This window comes from Campylobacter sp. 107 (assembly GCF_002383835.1).
GTDB lineage: Bacteria > Campylobacterota > Campylobacteria > Campylobacterales > Campylobacteraceae > Campylobacter_D > Campylobacter_D jejuni.
In genome coordinates, this window is record NZ_NXBA01000023.1 from 65,584 (window position 1) to 80,375 (window position 14,792).

Below are 14,792 nucleotides of genomic sequence, written 5' to 3' on the forward strand. Positions count from 1 at the left end.
GCTACAATTTTACATTAATTTCACTAAATGAAGGAAAATTTATGGATGAAGAATTAGAAAACGAAGAAACAAAAAAGAAAAAAGGTGGTTCACTTGTAATTATTATTGTTATTTTACTTTTTGTTTTACTTCTTAGTATTATGGGAGTGATTGCTTGGCTTATTTCAAGCAGTTCAAGTGATGAAAGTGAAGTCAAAGAAGCTCCAAAAGAAGAAGCAAAAGCTGATAAACCTAAAGTTTCAGCTCCTACTCAGCGAGGTAGTGATTTTGCTAATATAGGTCCTATGTATCCACTTGATCCTTTTACCCTAAATTTACTTAGCGATAGCGGCTCAAGATATGTAAAATGCACTATAGAACTAGAACAAAATAGCGAACTTTTAAAACCTGAACTTGATAAAAAAGTCCCAGTGATTCGTGATATTATTATTCGTACATTAACAGCTAAAACTTTTGAAGAAGTAAGTACTCAAAAAGGCAAAGAACGTTTAAAAGATGAGCTAGTTGGAAAAATCAATGAAATTTTAACCGATGGCTTTATTAAAAATGTTTATTTTACGGATTTTGTAGTTTCTTAATGCGTGTAGGCTGTGATATCATTGCCATTTCTAGAATAGAAAAAATTCATTCTAGACATGGCAAAAATTTTTTGGATAAATTTCTAAGCCCAAAAGAACAAATACTCATTAAAAATCCAGCAACTCTAGCAGGTCTTTGGGCTGCTAAAGAAGCCGCTAGCAAGGCTTTGGGTGTTGGAATTTGTGAATTATGCAGTTTTTTTGATATTGAAATATCAAAAGATGAAAAAAACGCGCCTAAATTAAAATATTCTCAAAAAATTACAAAAGATTTTAATATCACTCAAACTTCCCTAAGTATTTCTCATGATAATGGTTTTGCTATAGCCATAGTGGCTATAGTTTGATTATTTTCCTATAGTTTGCTTGTCTAAATTTCTTGAAAGTATAAAATCCACCACAGGTTGTTCTCTTTTGTTTGCTCTTTTACAATGATCTTTTTGAAAAAAATCTGTGATTTTTATAACAATCCTTGCCCATTTTTTGCGATTTCTTTCACGCCACGCATGAGAAGAAACGCTCTCCCAAGCATAGCCATTAAACAAGCTTGCATTTACAAAATGATCTAAGGCTCTAACACCCTGTCTTGCTCGTGCAGTATTAAAAAAAATTCCTATAATCACGATAAAAAGATATCCTAAAACTGCTAAAGGTACTATTGCACAAAGCAGAATAGTCCCTGCTAATTTTTCTTTTAAGCTTCCTTTTAAAGTGCGTTTTACACGACGACGAAAATTGGCGCGAATTTTAGTTCTAACTCTTTTCATAGCTTTCTTTTGCTAAATTTTATCCTCATACCATTAGCCGAACGCACTGTTAAACGCCCTACTACATCAGGTACAAAACCTTCTTCAAGTTCTAGTTTGTAAGTTTTTAAAATATTAGCCAAAATCAAAATCGCTTCTTGCATAGCAAAACCTTGTCCTATACAAATTCTTTCCCCTACCCCAAAAGGCAAATAAGCATCTTTTTTGTACTCTCCTTCAAAACGAGAAGGATTAAATCCATGCGGATTTATCCAAAATTCTTCATGTCTGTGTATCAGCCAAGGAGCAATCACCACCCCAGAACCTTTTTTAATAAGCTTATCTCTAACTTGAGTATCTTTTTTTGCCTCTCTTGCAAAAAACCCAACAGGAGGATAAAGTCTTAAAGATTCTTTAAAAATATTTGTTAAGTATTTAAACTGTCTTAAATGCGAAATTTCAATGACTCCACCCTGCAAAACCTGAGTAATCTCCTCGTACGCTTTTTCTTGCTCCTTAGGATAAAGACTAAGCAAATAAAGCGTCCATGTCAAAGAACTTGCTGTGGTTTCATGTCCTGCTAAAAAAAGCATAGCCACTTGATCTAAAATTTCCTCAAAAGAAAAACGCTTATTTGTATCAGCATCCACTACTAAAAGCAAAGATCCTAAAATATCTTCAAATTCTGCATTATCTGCCATATCATATCTTGGTTTTATGATATCACTTAAAACCTGTCTGATCACATCTCCGGCCTTAGCACGCTTACAATCTCCTAACACATAAGAAAGCCATTTTGGAAAACGAAACATACGACGCATGGCTGTATGCACGCTTTGCTCTTGAAAAGTCACAAATGCGTTTAAGATTTTTTTACCTTTTTCCTCATCGAGTTTTGAAGACATAATGGTGCGAAAAATTACATCAGCGGTAATAAAAGTCATAGCTTCATCTACTTCGATAACAGCATGATTTGGATACTTGCTAAAACGATCCATCATATCTGCCACAGCTTCACTCATAAGATTAAACACTTTATTGATACGAGTCATTTCAAAACTTGGACGCAAAAGCTCTCTTTGTTTTTTCCAAACTTCACCATTTGTAGTAAAAATACTCTCCCCTAAAAGCGGACTTAAAAGCTCATGTAAAAATGCATTTTTAGGAAATTCTCTAACCTCATCAACCATCATTCTTTTAACTTCTTTAGTGTCATTTATGACATAAAGATCAAAATTTGGCATCTTCACATAGCCTGTTTGCATTTTATAACTACGCTCATAAAGCCCGTCAAGCCAAGATCTACGCTTTAACAAAAAAGTTAAAAGCGTAGAAGCTTTATTTTTATAAGGTTTTGGAAAAAAGGGGCATTCACTCATATTTTTACCTTTTCTTCTAAAAATTTAGGCATTATGATGAAAGAAAAAAAATCATAATCACCTTTAACACTAATACTATAAAGATATAAAAAGTGCGCTTTGTTTTTATCTCTTTTTATTTTTTTATACTCATGTTTTTCATATAAAGTGTGAAATTTAGCACTTAAAAATGGGGGTGTAAATTTAGCATTTACGCCACTCGTGCGGAAAAAATCCACTTGAGGAAAACATGCTCCATCAATAATCGATGTGTAATCATACCATTTTAAATCAAACCTTGAAACAAATTCAAGCTTCTTTCTAAATTCATCCGCTTTTTTTTGATAACTCACTAAAGGAATGCATTCTCCTAGAGTAAGAATTTTTAACTTATGAAGTAAAGATAAATCTAAATTTTGTCTTAAAATACACTCCAAAACTTCTATACAAACTATAGTTCCAACACTATGTGCTACTAAAACAAGTTCATAATCTTGTTTATTTTCATTTTGTTTTAGCTTATCTACTATGGTATTTGCAAAAAGCTTGATTCTTTCTTGCATAGTGCCTGTTTTTTTATCTTGCCAAGTAGCACAAAAAGCACAAATTCTTGCTATCCAAAATACAGCTAATTTCTTACCTAATTTAAATAAAAAATGATTTAGTAAAAATCCTAAAAAACATCCTATGATGATAGCTAAAGAAAAATGCATATAATTTTGCAAAAAAGCAAAACTTCCAAAAGCCACAACCAAAGAAAATAGTAAAGAAAATAACACATAAAAAAAAGGATAATAACCTGTGATAAGTTGATAAATCGACTCTTTGCCAAATTTGATAAAAAGCCCTGTGATAGTATAAATTCTAAAAAAACTATAACAATCTGCCAAAGCATCTTTATAATTTTCTGACCAATTTTTCTTAACAATATCATTCCATGTTAAAAAATGATATGTAGTTTGCACTCCTTCGCAAGAAATTTGAAAAAAAGGAAATTGCTCATTTTTTTCAATTTTACTTAAATCAACTTTAATGTTAAAAGCATGAGAATAATCTTTTAGATTTTTTTTAAATAAATCATAATAAAATCTATAACTTTTAGGATCATATCCTGCTATATAAAATACTTCCCTATCCATACAATAATTTCTTTTTGCTTTTAATTATAACAACTTTGCTTTAAAAGCTCTCTTAATCAAAGCTTTTTGTCTTATTTGTCTAAAAAGAAATTTTTATAAAAATTGCCGTTGAATTGATTAGTTTGTAAAAGATATTTTTTAAAATTACATACTAAAACAGGATTGGGTTTATAAGCATGAGCTTCACGCCAAAAAAATTGAAGTTTTTTTGGATAAGATAAGCCTTCAAAATCATAAAAAGCATTGCCACAAACCTTAGTCGGACAGCCTTCTAAAATAGCACTAAGGCCTACTGTTGAATTTATAGTAATACAACCCAAAGCCTTTCTTAAAAGAACTGGCAAGTGGGTATCATGAACATATAAAACCCTTCCTTCCACATGATATTTTTGACTTAAATCATTTATGAGTTTAGAATAATTCTTATAGCCCCTATCCATGGGATGGTGTTTAAAAACTAAATAAGATTTAGCTCTTGCATGGTTTGCAAAAGAAAGTATGGTTTCCTCTATAAAGTGCTCTATGCTTTTTTTGTAATGATATTTAATTTGCGTATCGCTATAAACTTGTAAAATCGCCAAAAAGTACTTTTTTTCTAAATTATAGATCTTTTCATTTAGTTTTTTTTCTGTAATCTTATAAAGATACTTTCTATACAATGATCTAAACCAAAATAAAAATTCAAAAGGATATAAAGTACGATGATGAAGTTTGTTGTTAAAAAATGGAGCCAAAATAAAAGCAAATAACCAATACAAAAAAGCATCAAAAGCCATAAATTTAAATCCACCTGGAATTTCTTTTATGCTTTCTTTGGTAAAAATATTTTGAGAAAGATAAAAATTTTTATCACGCGGTAAAGAAGAATTTGCATTCACCCCATCTTTTTCCAAAGTAATACAATAAGGTCTTAAATATCCTTCTTCAAAAATCCATATTTCAATTCCTAATTCTTTAGCCACTTTAATAGCCTTAGCATGTATAATGCGACAATCATTATACATTAAAATAGCATCGATTTTTTTATTTTGAAAAAAATCTCTATAGAAATTTTCAAGATCTTTTTCATCACACTTACACCTCGTTCCGCTAGGATAGAAAAAAAAATCTCCGCCGTTAAAATTGAGTTTAAAAACTTTGGTTTGGTTTTTTCTCATTTTCACTGCAAGATGATGAAAAAAATTTCCCACAGGCCCTTGCAAGAGTAAAACATTTTTACCGCTAAATTCTTTTTTAATTTTAGTGCTAAATCTCATTTCTTTGCTAAAAATTCATAAAATCTTCTTATTTTTCTAAGCATAAAAGTTTTAAAATCTATTGCCAATTTTATATATTTTTTTGAAAAATAAGCTTTTTGTAAATTTAGCATTATATCTAAACAAACTTCAATTTCACATAAAGTTTTTGTTTTAGGATTTATATATCTTGGATATATGATTAAAGCACCTGCTACAAGCTCTTCTAGACTTAGTTTTCTTGTTCTTCTTTCACATCTATATTTATCTTTTGTTAAACCCCAGCCCGCATAAAAAGGCATGCCATAAGTAAAAACTTTTTTAGCTCTTAAAAGAGCATCAAAACCACTTGTAGAAGTAATAGTGTGAATTTCATCAGCAATTTTTATAGCGCTATCAATACTGCAATCTTTTACAATCTCATCACAAAATTCCAAGATGAGTGTTTCATCTTTTAAACCTACACGGTTGCCGCTTAACACATCAGGATGGGGTTTAAAGATGATATAAGCATCTTGATTTTTAGCACGCACCTCCTTAAGCAAATCAAGAGTAGATAAGCCAAAACCCCCTAAAATCATCGAAGCATCATCTTCAACTTGAGCAGGGATTAAAATAATTTTTTGCCCTGTTTTGGCATTGATTTTTAAGTCTTCATGCTTTAAGCCATTGTATTTTGAAAAGCGGTTCTCAAGTAAGATTTTTATAATATTTTTTGCCCTATTTAGCATATTTTCATCAAAAATTTCGTTTTGCAAAAGCTCTTCTAATTTACTTGCTTTATTTGGATCTATGTAAAGTCCTTTATCGTCAACGATTAAAGAAAAAGGGCGCGTAAGATCAGAACCTAAAGAGATTGAGCGAATAAATCCATCTTCAACTAAAGAAATTTTGGGAGTAAAATGGAGCAAATTCTCATCTTGCGCTTTTTTTATAAGAGTAGTTTTAAGAGCGTTATAATCTATCCTTTTACCCCAAATGAAAAATTTATCATTTTCTTTAAGTTTATATCTAGCTAAAGATTTTAAAGAATTTAAAAAAATAATTTTATTATCTTTGGCCTTAAAAAAAGGCTTGATAAAATGCCTTTTCCATAAGGTAAAACCTAACATAAAAAGCCTGTTAGAATTTACCTTTTCTATATCTTTATATTTTGCTAAAGTTTGAATAGTATCAAAAATATTACTTCTTTGATTTAAATAGGGATTAAAATACTCAGCATAAAGTATATAAGCAGCATAGAAAACTTCTTCTAAACTTCTTTTTTGTATCCTTCTTTTGCACTCTAATTTATCTTTTGTTAAACCCCAACCTGCATAAAATGGCATGCCATAACAAATACACTCACATTCTTGCATCAAAGCTTCAAAACCCATACCAGAAGTTTTGGTATAAACCTTATCAAAAAACTCAAGTAAGGCTATGGGATTAAAATTTTCAGTAATTAAAATACATTCTTTAGGTAAGGAATTTATATCTAAATCACTTTGTTTTTTACCGCTTAAAACATCAGGATGGATTTTTATATAAATTTTAGATTTAGGATTTTCTTTTACGGCATCTTTTATCATATCGACAGTTTTAAAATCTTTAGCAAGCCCAAATTCAAGCGAGGCATCATTGGCCGTTTGAGTGATGATTAAAACCCTTTTTTCATCTTTTTGAAAATAATCATCTGGAATATCAAGATTGTTATTATACTTGCTAATTTTATATTTTTTGATAAGCTCTATAGCTTTTTTGGCTTGCTTGATTTCTTCATCTTTAAATTCATAAGTATTTAAAAGATTTTCAAGTCTTGAAGGTTCTGTTGTATCATAATAAATGCCTATATCATCTTTAACTATAGAAAAACTTGGGCTATTTTCAACCCCTAAGTTTAATGAGCGGATAAATCCATCTTCTAAAAGTATGAATTTAGCCTTATAATTTTTAGCTAAATTCATAGCTTTTAAGCCTGATTTTTTACGCCCCCAGCCAAAGAAAAGATCATCTTTGTTGATTTTTAAATTTCTCTTATATAAAAAAATGGTATAAAAATTTCTAGCATTAGCGATAAGTTTTTTTGATATTGAGTAGCTACTCATATTTATTATTTAACACAAAGATAAAAACTTTTTCTTAGTTAATTCAAGATCAAACATCCCATTTTTTGCTCTAGAATTTAAATTATCAAAAATATCTTCAATAAACTGTTTAGTTATTCCATAACTCTTTAAATTTGTAGAAATATTTAAAATATGAAAGAAAGAAATAATTTTTTCCTTATATACAGACAAAAGCTTATTTATTTTTACATCATCAATGCATTCTAATAAAATAGGGATTGTAAAACTACATGCCAATCCATGAGATATACCCAATTTCATAGTTATTGGATAACTAATGGCATGGGCTAATGCTGTTTGAGTATTTGAAAAAGCTAAACCTGAATAAATGCTTGCTAAAATAATTTTCAAACGCAATTCTTTAGAATTTAAATCATTTTGTAATATTGGTAAATATTCTAAAATCAATTCTATAGCTTTAATTGCATGATTTGTAGATATAGCATTAGAATTTTTATTCCAAATTGATTCTATAGAATGAGAAAGAGCATCTAAAGCCGTATATATAGTCAGCTCCCTTGGAATGTTTAAAAATAAATTTGGATCATAAAAAGCTTCTTTGCAATATAAATTTTCACTAGATAATGAAAATTTAATATTATTGGGAGTATCCCATAATGTCGCCCATTTAGTAAGCTCGCTACTTGTGCCTGCAGTAGTTGGAATAGCGAAAATAGGTATAAATGAACACGAATTACTTATATCTAAATTTCCACCATTTCTCATAATATCGCCTGATACGCTAAAATACTTAGCCATATCTAAAACACTACCACCACCAAAAGCTATAATTTCTTTATAATTTCTATAATCTTTTTTAATTAGCTCAGCATAATTAATTTCAGGATTGGGTAAAATATCATAAATTACACCCATTAAACGATCGCCAAGCTTATTCTCTAAAATTTTAATTAATCCTTTTTTATAAAAACTTTTTGAAGTAAGCAATAAAATAGAGTCTGTTTTTAAACTGTCTATAATATGCTCATATGATACATTGAAATTAATTTTAACCGGATTATAATATCTAAAATCACTCATCACTCTTCCTGTTTAAAAATTGTGCTATTCTCAATGCAACTTCTTTAGGAGTAATTTTAGGTCTTCCTAGTTTTTCTTTGCTTCCTTTTAAAATTTTAACATAAATAAACACAGCTCCACCTTCCTTACGAGCAATAAAAAAATCAAGTGCTTGTATTAAATTATCCAATGAATTTATTATAAATATTTTTTCATAACCACAAAAATGCGCTATTTGTGGAAAATTTATAAATGGCGAAAGATTAAACTGTCCTCCAGTGCTATCATGACTTTCATTGTCTAATAATATATGACAAAAATTCCCTTTGTTATTATTCTTGGCATAATATGCATTTGTAGTTAATGCTCCCATTCTCATTAGCAAAGCAGAATCTCCATCTATTGCAATGATTTTTTTTAAATTTTGCAAGGATACACCTAAAGCTAAGGAACTTACACACCCCATTGATCCTACCATATATAATTGATTTTCCGTATCTCGAATTTCGTACAATTCTCTACCTGTTTTTCCCGTGGTTGCAAATAGTGCGATATTATTTTTATAAGAAAAATTGGCAATACATTCTAAAATTTCAATTCTTTTTGGTTGAAATTTGATCAAGCTATTCTCTTGCTGGATTATCTCTCTGCCTATATTCTTCACGGAAATATTAAAATTTTTCAAAGAACATTTTTCAAAAGTATTATTTCTAACTATAAAAAAATAAGATTTTTGTTGTTTTAAATACTTATGGGCTATTTGCAATTGTCTAACAGCTTGATTATGGTCTGGAGATAAAAAATCATAAGCAATATTGCAAGTTTCCAATAAACGATCTGTAATGATTCCTAAAAGTTCATGTTGTGGCTCGTCAGTATTTCTATCTTGTTCATCTCTTTCCCCCCTAAGAGAAACAAAACCTAAAATAGGAATTTCAAAAGTATAATTTAAAGAAGTAAGAGGGGATAGCGCATTGCTTAATCCACTATTTTGCATTAAAACAACCCCAAAATTATCTTTTTTTTCCATATTTGCCAAACTTATACCAGTAGCAATAGCTATAGCATCTCCTTCATTATTAGACATAATAAAAGAATTTTCATTAATAGCGTAATTTATCATAGGGGAAAGATACGAACAAGGTACTCCACTAAACTGAAAACATCCAATTGTTTTTAAAGCCTCTCCAAAAAATTCCATATTAAGCATTAGACAGTTCCTGGAATGAGATTTAGAATTTCATTAATTTTCATACATTTGCTTTCAGATTCTTTGCTTCTATCATTTTCTAAAATTTCTCTTGCCACATTTTGCATTGCAACAAAAGAAGCACGAAGCATATGATTAGCATATATAATTATATTAGCTCCATATGTAGCTAAATCACTGGCTTTGATTTCATTAAAGCTAGTAGGAACAACAACAATAGGCGTGTCTTGATCTTTCAATCTAAATTGTTTTAAAAAATCAATGATTTCATCTCCATCTTTATGTCTAGAATGAATCATTATACCATCTGCACCTGCTTGAATATATGCAAAAGCTCTTTGCAAGGCATCATCCATACCTTTATCCAAGATTAAAGATTCTATTCTAGCAATAATCATAAAATCGTTCGTTATTTGAGCTTTTTTTCCAGCTTGAATTTTACTACAAAAGTCCTCGATACTATCTTGATTTTGAATCACATCATTTCCAAGCAAAGAATTCTTTTTTAATCCTATCTTATCTTCAATAATCACAGCAGAAATACCTATTCTTTCTAAACTTCTTACAGTAAAAACAAAATGTTCTAGTTTCCCACCCGTATCAGCATCATAAATTAAAGGTTTTGATGTTACCTCAAATATTTCATTAACCGTATTCAACCTACTTGATAATTCTACCGCTTCAATATCAGGCTTTCCTCTACTTGTTGAATCAGTTAAAGAACTAGACCAAAAACCGTCAAATTCTATTTTTGTACCATTTTTACTAACAAAAGTGTTTTCTGCAATCAATGCTGAAATTGCAGAATGCGTTTCTAAAATTCTTAAAGGTTTTTTAGCATTAATTAAACGCCTTAAAAGTGATAATCTAGCATTAGTTGTAATACCTAGAGATTTTGCATTTTGATTAAGTTCAGTAGAACTGATACCTTGGGTATATTTTGGCTCTATTAGCTCTCCACAACCTAATTCTTTCAACAAAGCAATAACATTTGATCTTTCTCTTTTTTGAGGGCCTTCTTTCCAATCATCACCATGAATCACAAATTTAGGTTTTAGTTTAATAATATTATCAGCATAACTCAAAGTATTTTGAGGTATCACTTCATCAATAAAACCTATACTTTCAACAATAATTTTTCTTTGCTCATAATTCATATAAGGAAGTCGTTTGTAAGAAGCAATCGCAGAATCAGTCAATAAGCCCAATACAACCTTACCTTCAATTTTATTAGCGTATTCTCTTGCTAATTTCATAATATTTATATGACCAGGATGTATTAGATCAGCAGACATAGCTATATATACGATATTACTATTCATTTTTTTACCTTTCTTTATTAAAAAATAATTCAACTTCATTATATAAATTATTAATTTTTTTTTCTAAATCAGTCTTTGAACTATTATCTATAATATAATGAGCATTTGGTTTAGCATATTTTATATCAACACCTACAACATCTTTAATTTCACCTTTTAAAGCACCAGAATACAAACCCTTCTGATCTCTTAAAATAAGCTCCTCCATAGGACAATCTACAAAAACTTCAAAATAATTTTCAATCGTGTTTCTATTAAGTAAATAAATTTCTTCAAATAAAGATATAGTCGCACAGATAACAATTATGTCATTTTTTGCTAAAAAGGAGCATAAAGATGAGATTTTTTTAGCAGACATCAATCTTGCCTCTCTAGAATACCCGTACTCTTGCAAAATTTCCCTAATTACATCCCCATCCAATAAAATTGTATAAGGGTATTTTTCTTTAAATTTTTTATACAAGCCTTGACTTATAGTAGTTTTTCCAGCACCTGCCAATCCAGATATCCATATTACTTTGCCATTACTCATCAATTCTTATGCTCCTAATTTATAAAAATAAAAATTATATTTTTCTAGCACTCCAAGTTCTTGTAGTGTATTTTATACTAAATTCTTTTGGGAGTCTTTCTTTAATTTTATTCATAATTTTATCCAAAAGTTCTTCACCTTCTTTTGTTGCTACATCCCAATATTTATTTTTGACACTTTTCCATGCATTGATATAATTTTCAATATTCTGATGAAAATAAAAATCCTCTTCAGTATAAACAATGTTATCAAAAAGATCCTTGCGACTCTCTATGATAGGTCTTTGATCTTCCCTTCTTGTCCCTCTTGTGTAATTTGGCACAAATTCTACGATAGTATTTTCAGCTATTTTTTGTATAGGATCATTTAAATCTCTATGATTCCACATACAAGTGAAATAAGCATCTTTTTTTAATAAACGATATGCTTCTTGCAAAGACTCATTCCTATCAATCACATCAAAACTACTTCCAAAAGTCACCCAATCAAAGCTTTCATTTTCTAGAGTTGTATTGTTTGCCACAGCACGAATCCAAGTAATATTTTTATCCCTTGTTCTATTTATACCAATTTCACGCATCGCATCATTTGGTTCTACAGATACCACCTCACATCCTCTTTCCAAAAGCATAATACTTAAATTTCCAGTTCCTGCACCGATATCAGCCACTTTAATATCTTTTTTTCCAATAAGACTAATTAGCATATCTATAGTTTTTGGTGTATAATTTGGTCTATAGCTATAAAATTTTGCATGTTCGGTATAATCCCATTTATTTTCTACTAATTTTTCCATAATTTTCCTTATTATTCGTCATTTTAAACACAAAATGACGAACTAAAGAATTATGAAAATTATGCCTTTTTAGCAGTCCAAGCTCTTATTTTGTAAGGCATCTCAATTTTTTCCATATGAGAAATTTTAACTTCTATCATTTCTAAAATTTCTTTCCATCTTTTTTCGCCAGCTTGTGCTTGTATATCATTTACAGAATGCCAAGCTCCGAGATAACGCTCTTTATCCCAAAACTCTTTATAGTCACACTCCATAAAAAAGCAGTCTGTGAAATCTCCTGTTGAAACAAGAATTTCTTCCCATTTTTTAGCATTTTGCAATCCACTGCTTACACGAGTAAGCTCTGGTACAATATGCTTAATTTCCTTTTCGATTTCATCAAAAACTGAGCCCTCTACAATGTGGCGAGGATTCCAAATCGCAGTGAAATACCCCCCCCCTGTCAATATACGACTAAATTCAGGGAGTGATTTTTTAGGATCTGTCCAGTGAAAAGAACTAGCCATAATAACCCAATCAGCGATATCACTCTCAATTCCAGTTTCTTCACCACTACCTTTTTTCCAGCTTAAATTTGAACAATTTTGAGTAAATTTAATTCCCTCTTCTCTCATGTTATCATTGGGTTCTATAGCTGTAACATCAAGTTTAAATTCCTCTGAAAGAATTTTTGTAAATTTACCAGTACCCGCACCTACTTCAATAACCTTTAAATCTTTAATGGCTTTATTAGAATCATTAATACATCTAATAAGCTTTTCAATCAACATTGGATTATAAGCAGGTCTATTATGATAGTGTTTCGCCAAATTTGTAAAATCGCCAAGATTCATTTATATCCTTTCTAAATTTAGAATTCTAGTTTCTAATTATACCTTATTATTTCTTAATTTTATCTCATTCTGTTGTTTTTGCTATACAATCTTCATCTAACTCCTTGCACATCTTTTCAAATTCTTGATAGTATTTCCATGATGCTACTATATCTGGACGATGTTGTTTGATATGATCCAATTCTTCTTTAATATTTTTTTCTATATTTTTAGCAACTGATTTATTCTCTTTAAAAAATAATAATATCTCCTTTTCATTTATTAAATGTTCTTTTTTTAAATCAATTTTTATCTTAAGCTTATTTACAAACTCTTTTATGTAGGATTTAACACAATTTATCATAATTATGTTATTTTGAAAAGAAGCTATTTTTTCTTTAGAAATGCAAAAAATCAAATTTTCAAAAGTTATTTTATCTTCAAATAAAATAAAGTTAATTTCGATATAGTTTTTTACTTTATGTAATTTAAAAAGTTGTTTTGTTGTAATTAAAATTTCAAATGCTTCATCAGTATTGTTTTTATCTAAGTCTTTTAAATTTGCAATTAATGTCATGGGGAATAAAACACCCAATTCATCATATGCCATACCATTATCAACATCTTTTTGGGAAAGTTTTTTTCTAAAGCAATATAAAGTATTTAATTTATCAAAAGTACAATAAGTATATTCAGGTTTAATGCCAATCATGTCTAAGTAAGTAATTTTTTCTATTTTAAAAAATTGTGTTAAAAATTTTAATCTAAAAAAACTCTCAGCATAAATCCAATAAGTTTTTATATGCTCACAAGTTGGTATAGGAGATCCGAAATAATATGTATCTCTATCTAAAACCCTATCTATAGGCGTATTCAGATAAAACCGATCGAGTTTATCAGTTTTAAAATTTATATGATTTAATCCAGTTTTTAATCTCGAAATTGGATCCCTAACCAAATATAACACAGGTTTATTTTTATTTAAAAGATTTAAAAATCTTTCAAGATCTTCTCTAGAAACATAAACATGAGTGTAATCAGTATATGCTATGACATTATATTTTAAAGGGCTATTTAGCAATTGCATGAAAATGTTAGAATATATAATAAATGGGTCATGATGAATATATTTGCAAATATTTATTTCACAAAGTTCCAAATACATTGTCATTGCGCCATGTCCTGATAAAGATGAACATAGCCACACAAACTCATAGTTATCTGGTAAAGGCAAATTCATCTCCCAAGCAAGTTCAGCAGGTATGTTATGATAATTGATTTTTTCATTTTTATCATTTAATTTCTTAGGATCAAGTAATGAAGGATAAGGATGGTTTTCTTTTTTGTATCTTTCTTTGAAATCATCTGATAATAACCATTCTTCTATAAGATCAAAATTTTGTATAAAATAATTAAAATTATGAAAGATATTATCCAATATTGCTCTATAATCTTGATGAATTTTTAATATATTTTTTATTCTTGAAAATTCTTTTAAAAATAATTGTTTATTATCTATCAAACCTTCAAGGATGCTAGAGTTAATCTGATCAAATTCTTTAAAAATTTCTCTAAAAATTTGAAATTCTTTATTTGCTTTTTTAATATTATTTTTTAATTTAAATCCAGATCCCTTATACCAATTCTGATAAGCTTTGATTAAAACTTCACCTAGCATATAAGACAAATGAAATTTATATTTTAAAGCTTGCTCATAATCACTACATGCTTCTAAACTTGGATATTTGAGTTGAGGAAAAACTTGTATGGTTTGTTGATAAATTTTTTGTTCTTTTTTGTGTTGTTTTTTAATTTTATAAAGTTTTTTAAATAATGCTATATACCCCCCCCCACTACTACTGTTTGCAAAATCAATCATAGCTTGACCTAGTTTGTAAGCAAGATGATTTTTTACTCTTTCTATAGCTGAGTTTGG

The 14,792-nt window shown here is 29.2% G+C and carries 14 protein-coding genes; 2 read left to right on the forward strand and 12 right to left on the reverse strand.

Annotated features, from left to right (window positions below):
- Positions 1-41: 41 nt before the first annotated feature.
- Positions 42-578, forward strand: a complete 537-nt coding sequence (gene fliL / locus BGS40_RS04255; RefSeq protein WP_002855429.1) for a flagellar basal body-associated protein FliL — start codon at positions 42-44, stop codon at positions 576-578.
- Complete coding sequence (acpS, locus tag BGS40_RS04260; protein ID WP_002825806.1) at positions 578-925, forward strand: holo-ACP synthase; 348 nt, start codon at positions 578-580, stop codon at positions 923-925. Before fliL ends, acpS begins: the two co-directional genes overlap by 1 nt.
- On the opposite strand, the gene BGS40_RS04265 is transcribed toward acpS, so the two are convergent.
- The 12 genes from BGS40_RS04265 to BGS40_RS04320 all read right to left on the reverse strand — a co-directional run.
- Positions 926-1,345 (reverse strand): hypothetical protein, encoded by a 420-nt coding sequence (locus BGS40_RS04265; protein WP_002780440.1) that lies wholly within the window; start codon positions 1,343-1,345, stop codon positions 926-928.
- Entirely contained in the window at positions 1,342-2,703 is a 1,362-nt protein-coding gene (locus BGS40_RS04270) for a cytochrome P450 (RefSeq protein WP_096738423.1), read from the reverse strand. The genes BGS40_RS04265 and BGS40_RS04270 overlap by 4 nt, the downstream gene beginning before the upstream one ends.
- Positions 2,700-3,821, reverse strand: coding sequence for a hypothetical protein (locus BGS40_RS04275; protein WP_002890766.1), 1,122 nt, complete (start codon positions 3,819-3,821; stop codon positions 2,700-2,702). Before BGS40_RS04275 ends, BGS40_RS04270 begins: the two co-directional genes overlap by 4 nt.
- 71 nt (positions 3,822-3,892) lie before the next feature.
- Positions 3,893-5,077, reverse strand: a complete 1,185-nt coding sequence (gene kpsS, locus BGS40_RS04280; protein ID WP_002871988.1) for a capsule polysaccharide modification protein KpsS — start codon at positions 5,075-5,077, stop codon at positions 3,893-3,895.
- Positions 5,074-7,143, reverse strand: coding sequence for a capsular polysaccharide biosynthesis protein (locus BGS40_RS04285; RefSeq protein ID WP_096738424.1), 2,070 nt, complete (start codon positions 7,141-7,143; stop codon positions 5,074-5,076). The genes kpsS and BGS40_RS04285 overlap by 4 nt, the downstream gene beginning before the upstream one ends.
- A 9-nt stretch (positions 7,144-7,152) precedes the next feature.
- Entirely contained in the window at positions 7,153-8,205 is a 1,053-nt protein-coding gene (locus tag BGS40_RS04290; protein WP_096738425.1) for a phosphonoacetaldehyde reductase, read from the reverse strand.
- Positions 8,198-9,394 carry a phosphonopyruvate decarboxylase gene (gene aepY / locus BGS40_RS04295; RefSeq protein ID WP_096738426.1) on the reverse strand — a complete coding sequence of 399 codons (1,197 nt, stop codon included), beginning with the start codon at positions 9,392-9,394 and terminating at the stop codon, positions 8,198-8,200. Before aepY ends, BGS40_RS04290 begins: the two co-directional genes overlap by 8 nt.
- Positions 9,394-10,716, reverse strand: coding sequence for a phosphoenolpyruvate mutase (gene aepX, locus BGS40_RS04300; RefSeq protein ID WP_180753102.1), 1,323 nt, complete (start codon positions 10,714-10,716; stop codon positions 9,394-9,396). The genes aepY and aepX overlap by 1 nt, the downstream gene beginning before the upstream one ends.
- Positions 10,717-10,720: 4 nt before the next feature.
- A complete protein-coding gene (locus tag BGS40_RS04305) occupies positions 10,721-11,248 on the reverse strand; it encodes an adenylyl-sulfate kinase (protein ID WP_096738427.1) in 528 nt (175 codons plus the stop codon).
- 34 nt (positions 11,249-11,282) lie between these two features.
- A complete protein-coding gene (locus BGS40_RS04310; protein WP_052801198.1) occupies positions 11,283-12,044 on the reverse strand; it encodes a class I SAM-dependent methyltransferase in 762 nt (253 codons plus the stop codon).
- A 59-nt stretch (positions 12,045-12,103) separates the two neighbouring features.
- Positions 12,104-12,877: a class I SAM-dependent methyltransferase gene (locus tag BGS40_RS04315; RefSeq protein ID WP_096738428.1), complete on the reverse strand. Its 774-nt coding sequence runs from the start codon at positions 12,875-12,877 to the stop codon at positions 12,104-12,106.
- Positions 12,878-12,941: 64 nt separating this feature from the next.
- A partial coding sequence (locus BGS40_RS04320) for a DUF2972 domain-containing protein (RefSeq protein ID WP_096738429.1) occupies positions 12,942-14,792 on the reverse strand: 1,851 nt, incomplete at its 5' end.

Coding starts and splice junctions, on each gene's coding strand:
- BGS40_RS04270 (WP_096738423.1), bottom strand. CDS start 2,703: ATGAGTGAATGCCCCTTTTTTCCAAAACCTTATAAAAATAAAGCTTCT.
- BGS40_RS04285 (WP_096738424.1), bottom strand. CDS start 7,143: ATGAGTAGCTACTCAATATCAAAAAAACTTATCGCTAATGCTAGAAAT.
- BGS40_RS04305 (WP_096738427.1), bottom strand. CDS start 11,248: ATGAGTAATGGCAAAGTAATATGGATATCTGGATTGGCAGGTGCTGGA.
- BGS40_RS04290 (WP_096738425.1), bottom strand. CDS start 8,205: ATGAGTGATTTTAGATATTATAATCCGGTTAAAATTAATTTCAATGTA.
- BGS40_RS04310 (WP_052801198.1), bottom strand. CDS start 12,044: ATGGAAAAATTAGTAGAAAATAAATGGGATTATACCGAACATGCAAAA.
- BGS40_RS04275 (WP_002890766.1), bottom strand. CDS start 3,821: ATGGATAGGGAAGTATTTTATATAGCAGGATATGATCCTAAAAGTTAT.
- aepX (WP_180753102.1), bottom strand. CDS start 10,716: ATGAATAGTAATATCGTATATATAGCTATGTCTGCTGATCTAATACAT.
- acpS (WP_002825806.1), top strand. CDS start 578: ATGCGTGTAGGCTGTGATATCATTGCCATTTCTAGAATAGAAAAAATT.
- fliL (WP_002855429.1), top strand. CDS start 42: ATGGATGAAGAATTAGAAAACGAAGAAACAAAAAAGAAAAAAGGTGGT.
- BGS40_RS04265 (WP_002780440.1), bottom strand. CDS start 1,345: ATGAAAAGAGTTAGAACTAAAATTCGCGCCAATTTTCGTCGTCGTGTA.
- aepY (WP_096738426.1), bottom strand. CDS start 9,394: ATGCTTAATATGGAATTTTTTGGAGAGGCTTTAAAAACAATTGGATGT.
- kpsS (WP_002871988.1), bottom strand. CDS start 5,077: ATGAGATTTAGCACTAAAATTAAAAAAGAATTTAGCGGTAAAAATGTT.
- BGS40_RS04315 (WP_096738428.1), bottom strand. CDS start 12,877: ATGAATCTTGGCGATTTTACAAATTTGGCGAAACACTATCATAATAGA.